General features: G+C 35.9%; 11 protein-coding genes. 2 read left to right on the plus strand and 9 right to left on the minus strand.

All coding sequences use genetic code 11. The annotated features are described in order from the left end of the window. Positions 1-384: 384 nt before the first annotated feature. On the plus strand, positions 385-1,434 hold the full coding sequence (fbaB, locus tag WH390_RS07195; RefSeq protein WP_032114876.1) for a class I fructose-bisphosphate aldolase: 1,050 nt from the start codon (positions 385-387) through the stop codon (positions 1,432-1,434). 1,448 nt (positions 1,435-2,882) lie between these two features. Here the strand turns inward: fbaB and WH390_RS07200 are convergent. The 3 genes from WH390_RS07200 to WH390_RS07210 all read right to left on the minus strand — a co-directional run bounded on the left by WH390_RS07200 (position 2,883) and on the right by WH390_RS07210 (position 9,432). Continuing rightward, positions 2,883-3,569: an RHS repeat-associated core domain-containing protein gene (locus WH390_RS07200; RefSeq protein ID WP_187290935.1), complete on the minus strand. Its 687-nt coding sequence runs from the start codon at positions 3,567-3,569 to the stop codon at positions 2,883-2,885. After that, the gene (locus WH390_RS07205) at positions 3,538-3,894 is read right to left on the minus strand and encodes a hypothetical protein (RefSeq protein WP_032114873.1); all 357 of its coding nucleotides are present in this window, start codon (positions 3,892-3,894) and stop codon (positions 3,538-3,540) included. The genes WH390_RS07200 and WH390_RS07205 overlap by 32 nt, the downstream gene beginning before the upstream one ends. 717 nt (positions 3,895-4,611) lie before the next feature. Further along, positions 4,612-9,432: an RHS repeat domain-containing protein gene (locus WH390_RS07210; protein ID WP_052044825.1), complete on the minus strand. Its 4,821-nt coding sequence runs from the start codon at positions 9,430-9,432 to the stop codon at positions 4,612-4,614. A 929-nt stretch (positions 9,433-10,361) separates the two neighbouring features. On the opposite strand from WH390_RS07210, the gene WH390_RS07215 reads away from it, so the two are divergent. Next, positions 10,362-12,515 carry a metallophosphoesterase family protein gene (locus WH390_RS07215; RefSeq protein ID WP_406850711.1) on the plus strand — a complete coding sequence of 718 codons (2,154 nt, stop codon included), beginning with the start codon at positions 10,362-10,364 and terminating at the stop codon, positions 12,513-12,515. 663 nt (positions 12,516-13,178) lie between these two features. Here WH390_RS07215 and WH390_RS07220 read toward each other — a convergent pair. From WH390_RS07220 to WH390_RS07245, 6 genes are all read right to left on the minus strand, one after another. Continuing rightward, positions 13,179-13,526, minus strand: coding sequence for a hypothetical protein (locus WH390_RS07220; RefSeq protein WP_032114872.1), 348 nt, complete (start codon positions 13,524-13,526; stop codon positions 13,179-13,181). 394 nt (positions 13,527-13,920) lie between these two features. Further along, a complete protein-coding gene (locus WH390_RS07225) occupies positions 13,921-14,640 on the minus strand; it encodes an enterotoxin A family protein (RefSeq protein ID WP_052044823.1) in 720 nt (239 codons plus the stop codon). Positions 14,641-15,500: 860 nt separating this feature from the next. After that, a complete protein-coding gene (locus WH390_RS07230; RefSeq protein ID WP_032114871.1) occupies positions 15,501-16,712 on the minus strand; it encodes a hypothetical protein in 1,212 nt (403 codons plus the stop codon). A gap of 567 nt (positions 16,713-17,279) precedes the next feature. Beyond that, positions 17,280-17,522, minus strand: a complete 243-nt coding sequence (locus WH390_RS07235; RefSeq protein ID WP_032114869.1) for a hypothetical protein — start codon at positions 17,520-17,522, stop codon at positions 17,280-17,282. Between the two features lie 14 nt (positions 17,523-17,536). Further along, positions 17,537-18,457 carry a hypothetical protein gene (locus WH390_RS07240; RefSeq protein ID WP_032114868.1) on the minus strand — a complete coding sequence of 307 codons (921 nt, stop codon included), beginning with the start codon at positions 18,455-18,457 and terminating at the stop codon, positions 17,537-17,539. 611 nt (positions 18,458-19,068) lie between these two features. Then, positions 19,069-20,256: a hypothetical protein gene (locus WH390_RS07245; protein WP_032114866.1), complete on the minus strand. Its 1,188-nt coding sequence runs from the start codon at positions 20,254-20,256 to the stop codon at positions 19,069-19,071. Between the last annotated feature and the right edge of the window lie 272 nt (positions 20,257-20,528).

The following is a 20,528-nucleotide window of genomic DNA, read 5'->3' on the forward strand; positions in this document are numbered from 1 at the left end:
ATAACAATACATAATTTAAGGAAAAATTCCATTTTTATGTATTAGATCACAGCAATATGATATTCATTATCATAAGATAGTTAGTGAAAAATGTAGAACTAAAAATTAATAGTAAGACTAGGAACCACCTTCTTTGCTAACTCAATCTCCCTTGAGTTAGCTTTTTCTTTTTGTGGCCGATAAAATTCCACTCTTCTTATCAGCAACTATTGTTAATAAATAACCATAAATAGTTAATAAAATAGTATCCATTACTTTAATGACCAACGCTAAAACTAACATTAAACTGAAGCGATCCAACTCACTTAACTAAAGCAATCGAGCTTGTTTTTCACACTATAATGGATAACAATCAATCACAACGTCAATAAACGGGAGTAAATTATGACCGATATCGAGACATTGCTAGGCGCGGAAGCTGACAATCTATTACAGCATCGCTGCCAAACCATCGCCCAAGAAAAATTATACCTACCCGGCACCGATTTTATTGATCGCGTTATGATAGATAATAACCGTCCAAACCCAGTTTTACGCTCAATGCAAACCCTATTTGATCACGGCAGACTCGCAGGTAGTGGCTACCTTTCAATTCTTCCAGTAGATCAAGGCGTAGAACATTCGGCGGCTGCTTCATTCGCGGCTAATCCACTTTATTTCGATCCTAAAAATATTGTCGAATTGGCTATTGAAGCCGGCTGTAACTGTGTCGCCTCCACCTACGGCGTTTTAGCCGCAGTTTCACGTCGTTATGCACACAAAATACCCTTTTTAGTAAAACTGAATCACAATGAAACACTTAGCTATCCAACTCAATATGATCAAACCCTTTATGCCAGTGTTGAGCAAGCTTTTGAAATGGGAGCGGTAGCAGTTGGAGCTACCATTTATTATGGTTCATTGGAGTCCCGCCGTCAGATTGAAGAAATTGCCGCTGCCTTTGAACGTGCCCATGAACTGGGTATGGTGACAGTACTATGGGCATATTTACGCAATTCAGCTTTTCAGAAAGGAAAAACTGATTATCATACTAGTGCCGATCTTACTGGCCAAGCAAACCATTTGGCGGCAACGATTGGTGCTGACATTATTAAACAAAAAATGGCTGAAAATAATGGTGGCTACAAGGCTGTTGGTTTTGGTTATACCGATGAGCGGGTATATAGCCAATTAACAACCGATCATCCGATTGATTTAGTTAGATATCAATTAGCAAATTGCTATATGGGTCGTGCTGGATTAATTAATTCAGGCGGTGCTGCTGGTTCAAATGACTTAAAAGAGTCAGTTCGTACTGCAGTGATCAATAAACGTGCTGGTGGTATGGGATTAATTCTCGGTAGAAAAGCGTTTAAAAAATCGATGAAAGAAGGTATAGCTCTTATTAATGCAGTGCAAGATGTTTATTTAAATAAAAAAATAACCATTGCTTAATTTTATTATTTACAAAAATATAATAACGCAATTAATAATATAACGTTGACGGTGATAAACATCTATTTTTATCACCGTTTATAATTTTTATCTTATTAAATAATACAAAATCACCTATCCCATATATTGAAATTCTCGCTATCAGTTAATATCGATATGCAACAAAAAAAGCTAATTACAGTAGATCCTTATAAAATTAATAACAATAATGTTAGAATTAGATAAACAATAATCTAGCTCAGCTAATTAACAGTTTATCAATTAGATCTAGCTAGCCCAAAACAAATATTATTTAGTTAATACATAAAATTAACATTTTATTATCATAATATTGCTTAAAGATGATAATTTATTTTGTAAATTAGATTATTCTATTGGGAGGTAAAAATAATGTTAAAATACCCATATAGCTTTGATACTTTTACTAATTTTTTAACGAAATGTGGTTTAGTTGAAATAGAATTAATTTCAAAAGGATATTGCTTTTGTTATCTACTACCGCAGGGAGTAAGCATCTATTTATATAAGAACGGTACCATACTAATACAAGGCAATCCTGCAATCAAACATGCTATTGAAATGACAATCAAAGAATTGCTACAAAAAACAAGTTAATACATTTAGTTAATGAAGGAAATTTGTGATTACACATAGATAATGGCTTATTATTAATAGCGGAATTCAATATCGTGATATTAGTAATAATATTCATGAGCAGAATTATTCTTATTTACTTTAATGCAACAACAAAGTAAATCAACTAGCTAAAATAGTAAAATTTATTTTCATATTTCAATTTTTTATTAATTATATGAATGTACAATTTCTTATATCAATTAAATTGATACTGCCTAATAGTAATGCTACTTAAATCAAGCTGATAAATAGAACAGATCATTTCATCTAGTCAAATAAGTTTTAGCAATATTTTACCCTTTTTATACAATAATAAATATAGTATAGCTAATAATAAATTATTACCCCCCTGATTCCATTTTGGTTCTGTGATAATTTAACAGAACCAAATGGGTTGCCGTTAACCAGTAATATTATTTTGAAATAACATTTTGTTATAACTGCTTAATAATATTTTTGATTATATTTAATATTTAAATTTGATCGGTTCATATTTCCATGAAAGATAATCTATTGGATTAAGAAAGATGCTATATGGATTTTCTTTATGAACCGTAAAGGAAAACTTTTCTTTATATATTTTCTGTATTGCATCATAAGATTTTATTCTTTCCGCATCTTAAAAAATATCAGACACCCTTCTGGAGTAAAATTACCGTTCATCGGTCCAATATAACTTTTTACATCCTTTTTCATCTGTTGACCAAGCCTGTAACCAAAAGAATTTTCTTCGTCTACCGCTGAATAGCAGGCTAATGTTCTAATATTACTATAATTATCAAAATTATAACGTTAAGACTTTAGAATACTAACTAATTCATCAACATCCATATTGCGGAAGCCGCCTGCCGTTTTGATAACCAGTTGTGAACCATTACAACCGGTTCCCCATGTGCGACAATATTAAAACGGATACCTTTTTTATAGGTGTCTTCAAAGGTATATAAACCATCGATTAGCAGATCCAGTTCCCTCATTTTGCCACCCAATTTGATTGGCGCACTTTTTAACGCACTGATGCCTTTTGCAGCGCCTTTGCCTAATGAAAATATTCCCATTACTGCAGAAGGTGCACCTAACCCTAATGAAGCCCAGCCATACTGCTCTGATGCTGGTGGATTTTTTTCTTCCAAAGCACCAGAAATAATCGCAGTTGCCCCACTGACTGCTTCCAAAGCCGTTAATGCTAAAGCCACACCGACACCAAGTTTCAGTGATAAGCCAAATGTAAGTGATGCCAGCAGAAGACCGATCCCTCCCACAATAATACTCGTCCATTCCCAGCCACTGATATGGCAACTTGGATCGCTGAAATTTATCGGATCACCATCGCAATATGCATAAGCGTTAATACCGCCAGCACCAAATGGGCTCCAGCTATCGGGTGCAGTAAAGTGCATTAGCCGGCTACTATAAGCACGATAACCATTTCCCAACAAATAACTGCCGCTAGCTTCATCCCAGTGTTCACCGTCCAACAGTTCCTTGGCCGGCTCCATCCCCCCAAGGACTATAAGATTTAATAGTTGTTTCTTGTCCATTCTCAAATAAGGCGAATACACTTCCCATATTATCGGTAGCCGTTGCAGTATATTTCACTGGTTTATTGTTATCATGAAATTCCTGGCGAAATCCCAAACTGTCATTATCTAATATGTTGTATCTTATCTGTCCACCAGTATAAAACTCATTGGTTAATCTATCTGACAGATAATAAAACTTTCTAAAATCATCATTAAATTGTTTCATTAATAGCCTATCCAGGCCATCATAACCATAAAATGTGGTATTTTGATTTTTGCTAACGGTTTTGAGCCGCCCCATAACATCATATTGTCGATACGGAAGGCATTATTTACCTCTCTTAATTTTATTAATTAGAATTGAGATATTTTTTACAAATGCTGTAGTAATCAAATATTGTTGTTAATATCGATATTCATGTTTCCCTGGTTTTTTATTAAATTGATAAATTTAATTTCACTAAACTAAAATTAATTTAATAAACGTTAGTTATAATTACCTTTCTTTTAATTATTTACTTTCATTGCTACTGAAGCCCGAGGTTTGCATCAATAAAATAATTCGTCTATATAAAATCAGATTAATTTTATAAATTAATAAAAAAAGTAACATTTTATTTTTGTTAGCGAAACAGTAATAATTTATTTATTATTTAGTTAATATTAAATAAGGGTAGAGTGATCAACATTTACACCACGTTTGGATAGTATCTCTCAAAGTTTGCGCTAACTGATCCACTATATACAATACCAGCGTACCGCCAAAAGGCTGATGTCACTGGTATTGTAATGGACTGCAAAAATATTTATGTTTGACACCATTGATTAAATCATTATGGAAATTATTAGCAACCTTATTTTTACAATGGTATCCTTTAATTTACTTTTTTATAATTTTGATAGTGCATGCTTTCCTTCTATATTCTTAAATGGCAGCCATGGAGCACGACATATAATTGCATCAACCCTTTTGTAAGTAATATTGTTCTTCTTTAAAACTTGAAATAAATTTCTTAAATCAGCGGGATATAGGATATAGTTCTGATTTTATATTGCTACGTATAGTTAACACATCAACATTATATGCTTTCACTATAGATCGAGCGAGTTCATCTGAATCTGCTACATATCTTGCTATGTTGTAATTTCTCCCCATACCGCCACCGAAATGGATTTCGTTTGGGATCACTGTTTCCGCTGCCACTCGACTTAGTCCTGGATCAACCAGCTTAAAACCGTCTTCTACATAATAGCTAAGAGACGTTCCTTTTGGTAAATCGAAATATTTAGGCACTAAACTTTGTTCTCCATGTGCAGTTACCAATAATCGTTCATGATATTTTTTAGGATCTATAAACAGATGGTAATTATTACCAAGCTCTATAGCTCCTTCAGGAACCCCATGAGCATTTCGGGAAGAACTTGCCATACGACCTATTACACCGCCTTTCTTGTTTCTCATCGCAACAGAACTTACATTATAACTTCCCCTATTCTTCATTGCGCGCCAGATCCCCTGCCCGATACCAATACCCGCACCTATCAAACCGGTGGCAAAAGAGACCCAACCCAAGGTGGACGAGGCTTCGGGATGACTGTCCTCCAGTGCCCCACTGGCAATCGCGGTCGCATCAGCTACTAACCCAATGCCGCCTATCGCTATACTGGTTGCCGTACTGGCCGTTATCGCGGTCTCACCGGCAATCACACCTGGCAGCGCTGCACCCGCCGTCATTACCGTTACCGCCACCCCGACGATACCCATGATGATGCCAAAAATTCCCTGCCAGCTGATATGGCCTGACGGGTCAGTGTGATTTATCGGGTCGCCAGCACAGTAAGCATAAGCGTTGATACCGCCAGCACCAAATGGGCTTAAATCATCCGGGCAGGTAAAGCGCATCAGAACCGGGCTGTAAGCGCGATAACCATTACCTAAATGATAAACGCCACTGTAGGGGTCACGTCGTTCACCATTAAAGCCCAATAACCCTTCAGTTGACTCACCACTGCCATACGCCGACCAATGGTGCCGTTTTCCCGCCGGATACTCGCCACCTTGAGACCACAACACACTGGCGTGACTATCGGTTGCCGTTAGTGTCACACCACGACCATCACTAACCCCTAAACATTGATGCCCACTCTTGATAAAGCGCCGCTCCTGCTGACTCGTCACTTCATTAACCAGCTCTTGCCCCTGATAATATAAAGCACGCGTTGGCTCATCATTAAGCTGTTGGCTGATTAACCGATTAAGAGCATCATAATCATATTGGCTGTGACCTTGCTGACCACTGATTTGCACCAGTTGCCCCAAGGCGTTATAACGCAACTGCCGGCCTGCTTCATCTTTTATCAACCGACCTTCGCTGTCATAATCCAGTGTTATCTGCGGCGGATAGGCCGGATGGCTATGTGTCAGACCGGTTAACTGGGTCGGGTCTTCACGGTTAGTATAAAAATAGTGGCTTTCATTGCGACTACCATCCGCTAAGGTCGTGGTGACTGTTAGCAGGTTATTCAGCGCATCATACTGGTAACCTTGTCCCTTCATCGACTGACCATAGCCATCTTGGGGCAATTCACTGCCGCTTAGCTGGTAATCTATCAACCGGTTACGGTTATCATAACGATACTGCGCTTGCTGTAATAATTGCTGGTTTTGCCTCATCTGCCGTGACGCCAGTAAGCCATTGGCCAGCCAGCTTTGGCTTATCGTCAGCACTTCGCCTGATGCCGTCTCTATCTGCCGGCTTATCTCTCGCCCCAAATCATCATAACTTAACCGGGTCGTCACTTGATTATTACCACCGGCACTACGGGTGGTTTGTTGTACCAGCCGATTTAAACCATCGTAATCCAACACGGTTTGCAGTGTACTATCCGCTATCTTTATCAGACGACCGTGTTCATCATATTGATAACGCGTTTGTTGACCGCTAACATCCGTCACCCCAGTCAATAAACTTAATAAACTGCGTTGATAGTTGGCCGTGCGCGCCTGACCCGACTGTTGGAACGCCTCCGCTATCACTTCACCATCCGCCCGCCGTTGGTAATTGATGGTCTGACCATTCACCTGTGCCGATAGCATCGCGCCGGTCTGGTTGTCATAACGAAAGGTTTGCTCTATACCTGGGGCGGTGATTTTTCTGACCGCATTGCCTAACGCCGGCAGGTAATCATAACTGACTGACTGACCTGACGGTCTGATAATCCGACTGGGCAACGGCGACACACCATCATATTGATATTGCGTCACTCGCCCACCACTTTTCCGCCACGTTATCCGACCCAGACTGTCAAACTGCTGCTCACCTAATTGCCACTGGCGCCATTGACCTTGACCATCTAAACCGCTCACACTGATGCTGGCAATTTGCTCACCCGCTAAATGTGGCACATACGTCCGGCTTAAAATCGTACCATCGGCCAGCGTTTGCGTTGACACCCGCCCATAGACATCGTAACTGCGCTGCGTAACCTGATTAAGCGCATCTGTCTCGTGGCGTAACCGGCCTAATCCATCCCAACGATACTGTTTACTGACCTGCACCGTGCCATGATTATCATACCAAATCTCCTGTTGCAGTAACTGGCTTTGCCGCTCCTGCTGTGACCAGTATTTACCACTGCGTAACCCTCCTCCGGTGCTATACGTCGTTTGATTTAATTCAACCGGATTATTTTCCTGATGTTGCTCATAACCATCGGAAAAACGCGACGCCCGTTGTAAGCCCCAGCCATCATAATCCATCTCACACACTATTTGTAAACTCGCAGCCTGTAGCGATTGACCATTATTAGCCAATAACCAATCCCGACCACTACCTTGCTGCTCTTCCCCTAAGGCGTTATAACGTTGAGTGGTTATCTCATACCACTGTCCCGACTCATAACGATATTGACCTATCTGGCGGCCAGTGCCATCAAAGCAGATTTTCACCTGCACACCTTTGACATCCGTTTCGATAGTGACCGGGCCCGTACTCTCCATACTATACGACCAACGGGTGGTACTTTCATAGCCGCTGCCTACCGCATGGGTTTTACTGACGATGCGGCCCAAATCATCATAACGGTATGCCGTGATAATGCCCTGCACATCCGTTTCCTGCAACAGTTGACCGTTATCCACCTGTTGCACCCGCTGCGCGCTGCTGGTTAATCTATCATGGCCAGTAAAGGAGATTGTCTGCACCAACTGGTCACCAGACAACTGGTTACTAAATTGTTGCCGACTGCGATAAGCTTGGCCGTCCTGATAGCGCGTTTCCGTTATCGCCGTGATGCGCCCCCGTTCGTTGCCGCTGGGTTGATAATCCGTTTCCTTCATCAGCAGTAACTGCTGGTCGCTATATTGCATAACAGTGGCCTGCACAACACCGCGAGTATCACCCAATACTTTATAGCTATACTGCGTTTTCATCATCGGGGTATCGGGATAATCACTGCGTCTGGGGGTGACCACTTTTTGTTTAATAAAGCGCACAAAACCATTTGGCTCGGCCGGGCACGCGCTACCTTCCCCGCCAGCCGGATAATAAACCGTCTCGGTCACCGTACCGTCTGGCGCCACCTGCCGGCTTGGATTACCATATTCATCAAATTCGGTGATGGTGACCTCTTGCCGTGACGCACCGGCGTTATCAATGTAATATTGCGTGGTTTTTCGCGGTAATAAAAACTGTGCTGGCTGACCCTCAATAAACACCCCGGGTGTGGCATAATATTCAGTCTCGCTGCGTTGGGTGACGCCATCGCGTTGGACTTCCTCTTCAATTTGCAAATGGTAGTTATTGTACGTTCGCTTGACCACCACCTTACCCTGTTCACTGTAGGTGGTCGCGGTTGAGTCGTAACGATAATCCGTTAAGGTGGTATACATATAGTCACTGTCTGCCGCCCAGTCACCAAAGTTACCATTAAAACCCAGGAAGTTTTGGCTGCTATAACGATATTCGGTTTCACTTTCTGCTTGCCCACCGCCTGGCAGGTGGCGATGCTTTAACACTACCGGTAAATAATTGTTTTGACCCGAGGCAGCCGGAAAACGCAGCCCCTCATCCTGATAAATCACCTCATCACGCATGCCGGTTGGGTAATCTACCGCAGACAATAACCGCGTGTCTTGCCCCCTACCGGCCTGACTGTAATGCATCTGCCAGTTTAAAGGGGATGCATCCTGACTGCGACGCATCACATTATCTAACCAGCGACTATTGGTGAGCACAAAATCCAGCTGATAGCGCGCCGTCGTCTGCGGCCAAACGGTCACTGTCGCGCCGTTATCGCGATAATCGATGCTGCATAATTCACCATATGCATCACTGATAGTCCTTAATATCGGGATCTGACCGCTAAAATCCCAGTTTAAATTCACCGCATGGCCCAAAGGGGAAACAATTCGGCTGACGGTAAAAAAACCGTAACCGACTAACGTTAAATACTCGACCTTTCCATCCTTCCAGGCCAGCTGGTAGCCCTGGCTATCATCACGACCATTGGTAAAAGTAAAACGAAGGTGTTTTAATTTCTGATGACGAATGACATCACTGCCCCGAGCCAGCCGATATTTTTCTCCGCTGCTAAGTGACAACAGATTACTGGTACTATCATACTGGGTTAAGCCTAAAGAGAATCCCTCACCAAATCCCCAATTATCATGAGTTAAAGTTGAATAATTTAACGACAAGGATAACTCGGGGCCAAGAAGTCGATTAGCGGTAAGTTGGGCGAGGGGAAAATTGACCTGAAACTGCCCGGTGCGCGGGTCAACCCCTGTTTGCACGGCACTGACAAAATTGCCAGCCTGCGTAGTAAATGTGTTATTCATATTTTCTCTTCTTACTTGTTAAAGGATTAGTGTAATGAACAAACAAAACCCTATCATTGCAAAATATATTTAACATTTATTTTACAATACAAGTTAATGTCAGCACTTTAATCCAAATAATACTTACTTTACCAATAATAGTGCTGATTTGGTTAAGTGACGGAGAGAAAGATTATTAAGTTTAATGAATTTTATTAATCCAGAAATGACAAAATAAAAATAATGAATTGTAAAGTAGTGATAATAACGAATAGTACAAATTTCTGTAACTAAGCAATGCTGAAATCTTCCAATAAGCGCTAGTGTATTCATAAAAGGTTTAAATTTTAATTTTCACTTAGCTAGAATTGGTTTTTTTATATAAATAACACCAAGCCACTACTATTTTTGGCTAGCAATATACCGCTATCGATATCCCATTCTTAATCTGCATTCTCTTTAATAAACTTGCCGACAAAAATAAATTAATACATATCAGTTAAATTTCACATTTAAATAATAATCAACTGTATCATTAAAAATCTTTCTTTATATAATGAAGAGTATATAGGGAGATTTTACTTATTTTTATCATTTCAAATGATAGTTAATAACTTAATACACCATATAATTTACTTAAATAATTAGCATTTGATAAGCTAGCGAAGTTAAGCTATAACTGGGATCCCCGGTGTTTTTAACGGCAATTACAACCATCAAAAAACGATAGCAAAATAGGTTAATATGATTAAATGAGAGCAAATTAGCTGAAAAAGATTAAAAAACATTCATTAAGAATATTGTTATTTTAAAAAATAATAAAAACAACGACACCCGTTTTAAGAAAAAATAATGTAATTTAAATTTTAAAATATAAAAACATTGAGTATTTTCAGTATGCAATTTAACTAGTAAGTATTATATGTATACAAAAGGAAATACTAATGTCTATGATAAATAACAATAATGCTATCTTAACGGTTGCATTAATTAGTGACTTGCATGCTGAGGATGAAGATAGTCTTAATACTTTACAGCTAAGTCTACAAAACATAGCAAAAATAGATCAAGTAAATGCTTTACTTATTCCAGGAGACCTCGCTGATTATATTGATAAACGCAATCAATGTTTTGATATTATTGAACAGGAGTTTCCTAAAAAATATTTTTCCAATGTAGCCATTATATTAGGGAATCATGATATCCGTTGGTATAACGAAACGAACGAAATAGATCCTAACGTCCTAATAAACTATAAAAAACGTAATAGTAAATTTTCTCCTATCGTTTACCCTGAAACTCATTGTTTTGATCATTGGATTAATGGATATCACTTTATTAGCTTAAACTCAGATAAGGGTTTGAAGGATATGTGTGAGTTATCCGATAAGACTCTACAATGGCTTGAAGAAACGTTAGCAGTTGATGCAGATATTAATAAACCTATTTTTATTATTAGTCATCAACCTCTGAACAATACACATTGGCGGGCTGGATTATATGGTGGATTTGGAGCACAAGATCAAAAAGTAAAAGAAATTCTTTCTTATTACCCACAAGCCATTTTAATTAACGGACATATACATAACGGTTTTGGTGTTATTGAATTTATTCAGCGCCAATTTGCTACACTAATTGAAGCCCCTTCATTGACTAAAACGCAAAATGGCTTGGGAGATAAAGGAACTGGATGGTTGATAAAAATTTGTCATGATAAAATCATTTTTGAAGCCTGGAATTTTGTTAATTCTAAAATATATGACGAATACAGTCATGATCTTTTGTTACCTTCATTAGCTGTACTAACCGCCGAACTCAAAAAAAGCGCCCTAGATAGCAAAAAACAAGAATTAATAGTACAGGCAGAAAAAATAATGGCTCATAAATATGAAAATGACATCCCTGACGGAGATTCGACTACCTGGGGACAAGCTCACTACGATGTTGATAAAATTTATGATCAAAGTAGGTGGGAAAATATAAATGACCTACGCGAAAAAATAATCGCGATGCTTGATGCCGATAAAGATAACGTGCCCTCAAGTGGGCCCTCCGTTACTTCTTATTTTTCTAGTAATAGTGCTGAATTACTATATATAGAGCAAAAAGTACCTACTGAAGGCGATAGAGAGCATATTTACTGGTCAGGATGTAATTTTTTCTTTGGTGAACGTGGTGCCTATGCTGGTATTCAACACCAGGCAGATAAGGTCATTGAGGGTGTTCCTTTTATTTATAACAATATTTGCTCTATCTGGGACTTAAAAGAGTTAGATCCTGAACTTCCTACTGAAGTAAAATTAACCTACGGTCATGAAGGATTACATTGGAGCCATTTCGGCGGTGAAGGTACCGGTTTACATACTTCACATCCTATGCCTTGGTATACAGATCAATGGTATGCCACTGTGATCAGACGCTGGTATATCCCAGGAGAAAAAGTTACCCGCATGGCAATGTTTATGTACTCTTATTACGAACAAAAATGGACACACTACATGTCAGCAGCAGTACCGGGCATCGATATTCCATTAACAGGCAATTCCTGTACAGGTTTTCTGGAACGATTTGCTGGTAAAGAATTAGGATACTATGGCATTTATGGTCAACATTTTCGCATGAATAAAGATGGCTCTTGGCAAAAACCAATTTTTTATGAAGCAAACGCAGGCGGTAATCCTAACTATTGGAAAGCAGAACTTTATCAGAATACTAATATTAAATTAATTGCCGGTGGAATATATGATAATAATCAAAACAGTATAAAATTTTATCCGAACCAATTTGATACTAAACCTAAACCTGTTATTCCTGCTGTAATTGAGAATATATCTGCATCTTACAATCAGATAAATAATTATTCTGTTATTGTTGAGTGGCAAAATTCAGATAAAACTCCACCACAACTCAGTTACAATATAAAAATCTATAGAGATAGCATTAATGGCAAATTAATTGCACAACAGCATGGTATTTCGCCAGAAGAGAGAAAAATAGTACTAAAAACCGGAGCACTTTCGCCAGGAAAATACTACGCAACGATACAAATTGAGGATATTTTCAATAATAGATCAAATACTGCGCATACGAAATTTATTATTTAATAAATTTTTTATTACAAAAAGTAATAGATTTATATGTAATTAAACAAGGTTAATTAATTGTGTACAGTTAACGATCTTATCTTATTAAAATAGCTAATTTCTAACTCAATGCCTAATAGGTGGCAATTTAATTTCAGCACTGCTTTACTGATTGATTTTAATCTATAAAAAAAACTGTAATTAAATTGCCCTTCTGGTTACTACTATTAATAATTTTTTTAAGTTAATAATCTGTTTTTCGATCAAATTTTAGTATGTAGTCAAATTAATCTTGTTATTGATTTCTAATCGCTAATTTCTATGTGCTCTAACCGACCTTAACGCAAATAAAGCAGAAAAACATCACTGTCAGGGGAGTAAGTATTTTACAATCTACTAGCACAGAACCATCAACATATCAGGCAATCAATACGAACTATGCTGACACCCAAAGCTGGTTACTAAATTTTATCTGTCAAAAACTAATTTATTATACTGACAGTGAACAGCAAGTATTTAATATTAGATTAATTAATTTGACCAATTTTCGCTACTATCAAACTTTGAGTGACATAAAAGACGATAATACAGAGTCATATAAACTCTGTATTGTTAAACAAATAGTTAAGATCAAAAATATTTAATATTTATTTCTACAAAGTTGTAATAATTGTTATTTTGTAATTATTGCCACCATTTAACAGTGCCATTATTAACCTCTAGCATTTTTGCAACATTTGCTCCTGGATCCGTAAAAGCCCATAACACAACATCCTGTTTGAGGTAAAAAGCGGCTCTGGCAGCATCGCAAACATCTTTACTAAAAGATGCATGATAATAGCCGCTATAATAAGGATTATCTGTTTTTACTGCAATATAACATAAAACATTATTAGTAGTTTGTGCCGCAGCATAACCGACAACCGTTCCCTGAAGCTTATATTCTGTCTGTGTACTTACTTCAGCATAAGTGGTAAATGATATACTAGATAATATAAAAAGAAAAAACAGAAAACATTTAAAATTTGTCATTAAAAACTCCTTTATTAAATAATAATTTTCACAAAAAACTTGATGGTTTTTTAATTTTTATAAAGAATATTGCTTTCGCCCCCTAGATTTAGTTTTCAATTATTGTTAGTAAATAATGAATATTTATTGCAATAAAGTTTTATCTATTGTAGTAATAAGTTAAACTTATAGAATTGTAATTCAGTTATTTTACGCCTATCTAATAAACTCTTTTTTTATTACAGGTTAATAAATAAAAATCTACTGTTTATATATTTTGTTATATTTATAGCTTGTATTTACTTAAACGTTGCTATCTATAAGTTAACGTTTTATTCTATATAAGAATATATTCATCTGAATATGTTTCTTCTATAAATTACTACTACCTTATGATATGTATCATCCATTACTGCTAAATCACCGCAAACCATTTGGCAATTTTTTGTCTAAAAGAGTCCCAGAACATAGCTTCTCCATACCCCTGAGCAGTTTTCTTAGGGTAACATGAAGACATAGGAGCAGTTTTTAACTCACAGTTAGCAAAAGGAAACCACGGTTGGATCCCCCATGCAGGATGACCATCAGGAAAACCTGCCAGCTGCGGTTGAGGGCCTGATGATGCTAAATTGCTGTATAAGCGTTCTCTGTAGTCTGGATTAGCGATGAAAGCGCCAACGACACCACCTCTGACTCGTTCCCAACCAATAATTTGGCTCCAATAGATAATACCTAAGGCAGCAGTTTCAAGTTCCTCTGCATGGGGAGAATAATTTCTTAATGTTCCGTTAACATCAATAAAGTTTGGGGTTGCCCTAATATGATAGACGTAACCGTTATGATTCAAATGGTCGTTAACCCAGTTTATTGCAAATCCTCGTGCAGTCGTGCTCGATACATAGCCAGAATCATGTCGAGCCATACCTGTATCGGCACCATGGACATGATCCCATAAATTTATATTTGGTGGTGGCTGATTTGGCCTAGTTCCATCCATTCCTCTTGGATAAAATCCTCCAGCTCGTTTTACATCTTCTGGTGATTCCATTGCTGCACGATAAACCTTTTCTGAATTATCGGCTAGTGAACAATGTGAAAACACTAATAAACATAGCAAAATACAGTAACCCTTCACTTATTTTCCTTATTCTTTATAAAAGAAATTTGACTCATTTTTTATATTAAAAAATGAGTATGGTAATGATGTATTTAAGTATTCTCTATTATTAATAATAATTTTATGTTTTGCTCCTTATTATTTATATTGTCATATGTTAATAATTTTCCTAATTTACTTAAATATATATCTAACACAAAAAAAATCAGACCTCTAATTAAAATGAATTAATATTTTTTATCAAAAAATGGCTTTAATGACATTTTTTTAATTTATTATTTTTTATAAAACCTATTGTTACAAAAAAATAATTAAAAAAATTCACTTATATACTTTAAATTATTACAAACAAATATAAAATTTTTGCTTTTATTTTACTGTTTTTTATTTTAATAAAGTTAATTTTGCAAACTTAATAACTTTTTTCTGTTTAAACGATACACAAGTTATCATTCTATAATGAAATAAAAAAGTATGAATAATTATCAAAAATAAGGCTTAAAGAGGTAAAATAACCTGGAGTCCAATGGCGGTAATTTATTAATAAAATATGGATATAAAGGATTGCCAACTTTCACCAAGAAAGTTTATCTTTTAAATCTTTGCAGTTGTTTTTTGTACGAGAAAAAATATTGCGAAAGTTAATGCTAATTAAATTATATCATGAAATTATAGAAAAATTAGTTAAGGCAAATATATACCCAACCTAATTTAAATAAAAAGCAAATAATACGCAAAAGCAAATAATACGCAAAAGCAAATAAAAAATTGATTATAATTATGCCCCTGTCTAGCAGGGGTTTTATATTCTGGATGAGATATAACTAAAATAAGCATTAATTATAACATTATTTACCTTTCAATATCTTTCTTAAAACTTATTCCTCATTGATAGTTATATCAATAATTGAAGAATCTCCATAATGCGATTTGATTGTAATAATCCCACTATTACCATAACTATCTATGACTTCCATTTTAACAACCGCATTTTCGTTTTGATTACACCAATTGAATTTTCCAACATTCCTTAATGGAATATTACATTGTAAGATGAAGACTGCCGCACTTGGTCTACTAGAGCTTAAATTTGGACTATCAGAGCCCCCGTAGTTGGTAACTTTTTGTGACAACTCATACTTATAAACAATATTAGTAAATTCTTCGACCCCATAAATACAACTACCAGGCATCAAACCAACCAGGTCTTGAGGAGCAACAAAAACAAAATATGATGAAAATGATCCTCCCCCCATTCCTACAATGATGTCAGGAAGATTATTATTTAGAAATTTAACAGTATCCAAATTAGCCTTTTTATCTCTGATAACATTAATTACCTTAAAAGTATTTTTATCGTTTGATTTTATTTCTTTGGGCCTAATAGATATATCTTCTCGTTTACTAATGCCGTTAAAATAAAAAATATCCTTTAAATACTGCCTTTCATTTCCCACTTTAGATATCTTTATTTTATTGGAAATTTCACTGCTACCTTTATTTACTAAGACATTATATTTTGAACCATAATCAATTGGCGTAATGGCTTTAATATGAACAAAATGTGGATATTTAAATGCTGAACCCGTCTTTCCTTCTGGGCCATTTCGAGTGATCGTCCCCATCTCACTGGTATTAAAATTACCTACACCCGGAATATCTATGCCCGCACTGATCTTGAAGCCTTCATTAGGTTCTGTCGCATGTAAGTAAAGCTTGATTACTTGCCCATATTCTCCATAGGTACTGACTTCAGATTTCACTGTATTTGAAGTCGATATTACTTTGGCGTAACCTAAATCTTCATTGGTATAAACCCATGGCTTGTAATTAGAATTATCTCCCTGTCTATTTAATCGTTTACCTTCTGTATAATGTACGAGATGTACGGCTTTAAGTAATTCATCATCTGGAATAATCAATATTTTTTTATTCTTATCAGATATTCTAATTCTAATATAAATAGTGGCCTGATTTTTACCATTACCAAAAATAGTCGCATACTTATGGTTATTATATCCATCGTTGTCATAATTAAGAATATTTATCCAAAGTAATTCCAATTTACCAAAATCATCCCACACGCTCATAATATGTTTCCTTATACGCTATTAATAATATACTTTGCTGTCTACGCAATAAAACATATCAAATTTTAGATAGGGAGACTTGTTAGTTTTTGTTAAAATAAATGAATATTATATTTAACCATCCTGTGTCTTATTTAAACTAATTTTCACAAAAATAATGCTATGATTGCATTAATTATTAAACTTACCGATAAATAATTTAATATTGTTCAATGAACGTTGTTTTTGATGCCACATCGAAACCGGTTGCATCTCTATCATAACATCCAACCAAACTAAATTCCCTCTTCTGCTAGTACCATAACAAATGAAACCATTGTAACAAAGCAAACTACCAAGCAACCTTAACTTTAAAACAATAGTTTCCGTTGAGAACGGTAATGGTGTAAGCGTTAAAGGATCTAATGATAATGAATTAGTAATAACCATAGACTTGATGAAATTTAGCGAAATAAAGCAGGCTGTATATTCATTCGGATGAAATTATAGAAAAGTTAGTTGGAGATTTAATACCCCAGTTTAACAGGGGTTTTATATAACAATGTAAATGGCTAACTTCTAAACAATCTATACCATGGCTGGTACATCAAAATGATCAGAGTCATTAAATTTTAAAGAGAATTGACCCGTATTACCAAAGTTATCTGTTACTTTAAATGACGGAATACTAATATCATCTCGCCAACCATATTGGGTAAGATTACTTTCAGGAACAATGAATTTAGCTAGTTGTACTGCTGGATGCTTAGATTTACTAAAGGTGTTCTTAAAATAAGGACTGCATTTATAATAATAATTGGTATCTTGCAAAATATAATGACCATTTATAACAATTTCACCACCGATAGATGGATACCAACAAATGACATGAGATTCTGCTCTTCCTGTCCCCGATGCATAACTGCGCATGGGAATGGTTTATGGGGAATGGCATCAAAACAATGCATGTCAGGTCCCCAATTAATACTATCTTTATTCAATGTATTATTAGTAACTGCGGTATAATTAACTTCCCATTCTTTAAAAGTTGGATTTACACCAATTTCTTTACTTGGTCTAAATATGACTTCACCCCGCCATACTTGGCCATTACTATGGGCTGCATATGGACCACCCACGCTATATCTAGATTGCCAGTTAAATGTGTTAACCTGAATCACTTCACGTTTCACTATTACCACATTTTCTCCATGATTGTAGCTAATAGCTGGCATAACTCTAAGATGGATACTTTTTGGATTTTTAAATGTTGATCCCGATGCTCCTTTAGGGCCATTTCTAGTATTAGTACCACTTTCGCTGTTATTAAAATCACCCACACCAGGAACATGGAATCCCGCCGCAATATCGATACCACTACTAATGTCAGTCGCATAAAGATAAAAAATGACCTCCTGCTCCCCTGTTAACGGCTCAAAATAGGTATCAGTCAAAACTGTGTCAAATGAGGGAACTTCAGTATAGCCATTACTATACCTCGTATAAACCCAGGGCTTAGAGTCAGGACCTGAGCCTTCCCAATTCAAACGTTTACCATTGCGAAATTGAACTAAGTGGGCGCTTCTTAGTAATTCATCTGCCGGAATAACTAAGGGATTATTATTTTTATCAACAATTTTCACTTTTATTGAAATTGCAATCCGATTTTGGCTATTCCCATAAATGGTTGCCCTTTGGGCTGATGTATTACTTACAAAAGCTAAATCAAGATAATCTAAACGATAAAAGCTGTCCCATACGCTCATAATATATTTCCTTCTTATTAGAATAATTCGTATTAAAATATATCAAATTTATTATGGGAAAGTTTTTAATATTTATTAAAATCTAATGAATATTATTTTTCATTTAATCGTGTCTTATTTAAACTAATTTTCACAAAAGTGATGCTATGATTGCATTAATTATTAAACTTACCGATAAATAATTTAATTTTGTTCAATGAACATTGTTTTTGATGCCACATCGAAACCGGTTGCATCTCTATCATAACATCCAACCAAACTAAATTCCCTCTTCTGCTAGTACCATAACAAATGAAACCATTGTAGCAAAGCAAACTACCAAGCAACCTTAACTTTAAAACAATATTTTCCATTGAGAACGGCAATGGTGCAAGTGTTAAAGAATCTAATAATAATGAATTAGTAATAACCATAGACTTGATAAAATTTAGCGAAATAAAGCAGGCTGTATATTCATTCGGATGAAATTATAGAAAAGTTAAATAAATGAATTCGTGCCTATGCTAAGCATAGGCACTGGCATGAAGAAAAAGGAAAAATTTTATTTTAATATGACAGAGTTGCATATTTGATTAAGAAAGCCAAAAACTCTATCTTGTATAAGAATAAAATTAAATAATACCAGGACTATCAAAATTATCTTTATCATCAAAGTTAAGCCGGAATTCCCCTGAGTTACCATATACATCAACTACCTTAACTACAGGTTTCCTAATACAATCTTCCCACCCTAGTTGTCCAGCACTACTTACAGTAGGAATAATCATTTTATAAATATATATTGTTGGGTTAATTGGTTTAACATGTTGGCCTGATGCATATGGAGCACATCTATAAGTATAATTACTATCCCTCAAGAAAAAATGACCAGAAATAATGAACTTACCTTCACCAGAATGCCAAAAATTAACATGACCGTCATCTGAACTGCTACCACGGCTTGAACTATAAATAACCGCAGCAGGATAATCATCACCAGGAAGTGCAAAAAAACCTTCCTCAAGAACATTTACTGGCCAATGAACGGTATATCTATTTACATCAGCATTCTTTACTGTTTCATAGACAATCGACCATTGTTTAAAATTCTTTACCGATGCATTCTTTGGTTTAAATGTTACGTACCCGGCCATTGCTCTTCCATTTCCATGTTCAGCAAATGGACCACTATTCCAGAAACGAGATACCCAAGAGAAATTATTAGTATGTTCTAAAATGCTTTTATCCATTTCAATATTAGTTTTATCGCTATAATTTATTTTCTCAACCGCAATAATGTGTTTACTTTTCGGATTTTTAAACATTGATCCCGATTCACCTTTGGGACCATTTCTATTTTGGGTACCATTTTCGCTGGTATTAAAATCACCCACACCAGGAACATTAAATCCAGCTGCAATATCGATACCACTACTAGCATCAGTCGCATAAAGATAAAAAATGACTTCTTGCGCTCCTGTTAACGGCTCAACATAACTATCAGTCAAAACTGCGTCAAATGCAGGTACCTCAGTATAGTCATTACTAGATCTGGTATAAACCCAAGGCTTAGAGTCAGGACCAGAGCCTTCCCAATTCAATCGTTTACCATTGCGAAATTGAACTAAGTGGGCACTTCTTAGTAATTCATCTGCCGGAATGACTAAGGGATTATTATTTTTATCAACAATTTTCACTTTTATTGAAATTGCAATCCGATTCTGACTATTGCCATAAATCGTCGCCCTTTGGGCTGATGTATTATTTACAAAAGCTAAATCAAGATAATCTAAACGATAAAAGTTGTCCCATACATTCATAATATATCTCCTTTTATTAGTATAATTCGCATTAAAATATATCAAATTTATTATGAGAAAGTTTTTAATATTGATTACAATCTAATAAATATTATTTTTCACTTAATCTTGTTTTATTTAAACTGATTTTCACAAAAGTAATTCTATTATTTTAATTAAATTTACCAATAAAAATTTAATCTTATTTCAATGAATATTGTTTTTGATGCCACATCGAAGCCGGTGGCACCGCTAGTCCTAACATCCAACCGAACTAATTCTCTCTGCTGCTT

Source organism: Candidatus Arsenophonus nilaparvatae (genome assembly GCF_045346035.1).
GTDB classification, from domain to species: Bacteria; Pseudomonadota; Gammaproteobacteria; order Enterobacterales; family Enterobacteriaceae; genus Arsenophonus; species Arsenophonus nilaparvatae.

Excerpts from the sequence above, each read along its gene's own strand:
- fbaB (WP_032114876.1), top strand. The coding sequence starts at position 385 with ATGACCGATATCGAGACATTGCTAGGCGCGGAAGCTGACAATCTATTA.
- WH390_RS07200 (WP_187290935.1), bottom strand. The coding sequence starts at position 3,569 with ATGGAGCCGGCCAAGGAACTGTTGGACGGTGAACACTGGGATGAAGCT.
- WH390_RS07205 (WP_032114873.1), bottom strand. The coding sequence starts at position 3,894 with ATGGGGCGGCTCAAAACCGTTAGCAAAAATCAAAATACCACATTTTAT.
- WH390_RS07210 (WP_052044825.1), bottom strand. The coding sequence starts at position 9,432 with ATGAATAACACATTTACTACGCAGGCTGGCAATTTTGTCAGTGCCGTG.
- WH390_RS07215 (WP_406850711.1), top strand. The coding sequence starts at position 10,362 with ATGATAAATAACAATAATGCTATCTTAACGGTTGCATTAATTAGTGAC.
- WH390_RS07220 (WP_032114872.1), bottom strand. The coding sequence starts at position 13,526 with ATGACAAATTTTAAATGTTTTCTGTTTTTTCTTTTTATATTATCTAGT.
- WH390_RS07230 (WP_032114871.1), bottom strand. The coding sequence starts at position 16,712 with ATGAGCGTGTGGGATGATTTTGGTAAATTGGAATTACTTTGGATAAAT.
- WH390_RS07240 (WP_032114868.1), bottom strand. The coding sequence starts at position 18,457 with ATGAGCGTATGGGACAGCTTTTATCGTTTAGATTATCTTGATTTAGCT.
- WH390_RS07245 (WP_032114866.1), bottom strand. The coding sequence starts at position 20,256 with ATGAATGTATGGGACAACTTTTATCGTTTAGATTATCTTGATTTAGCT.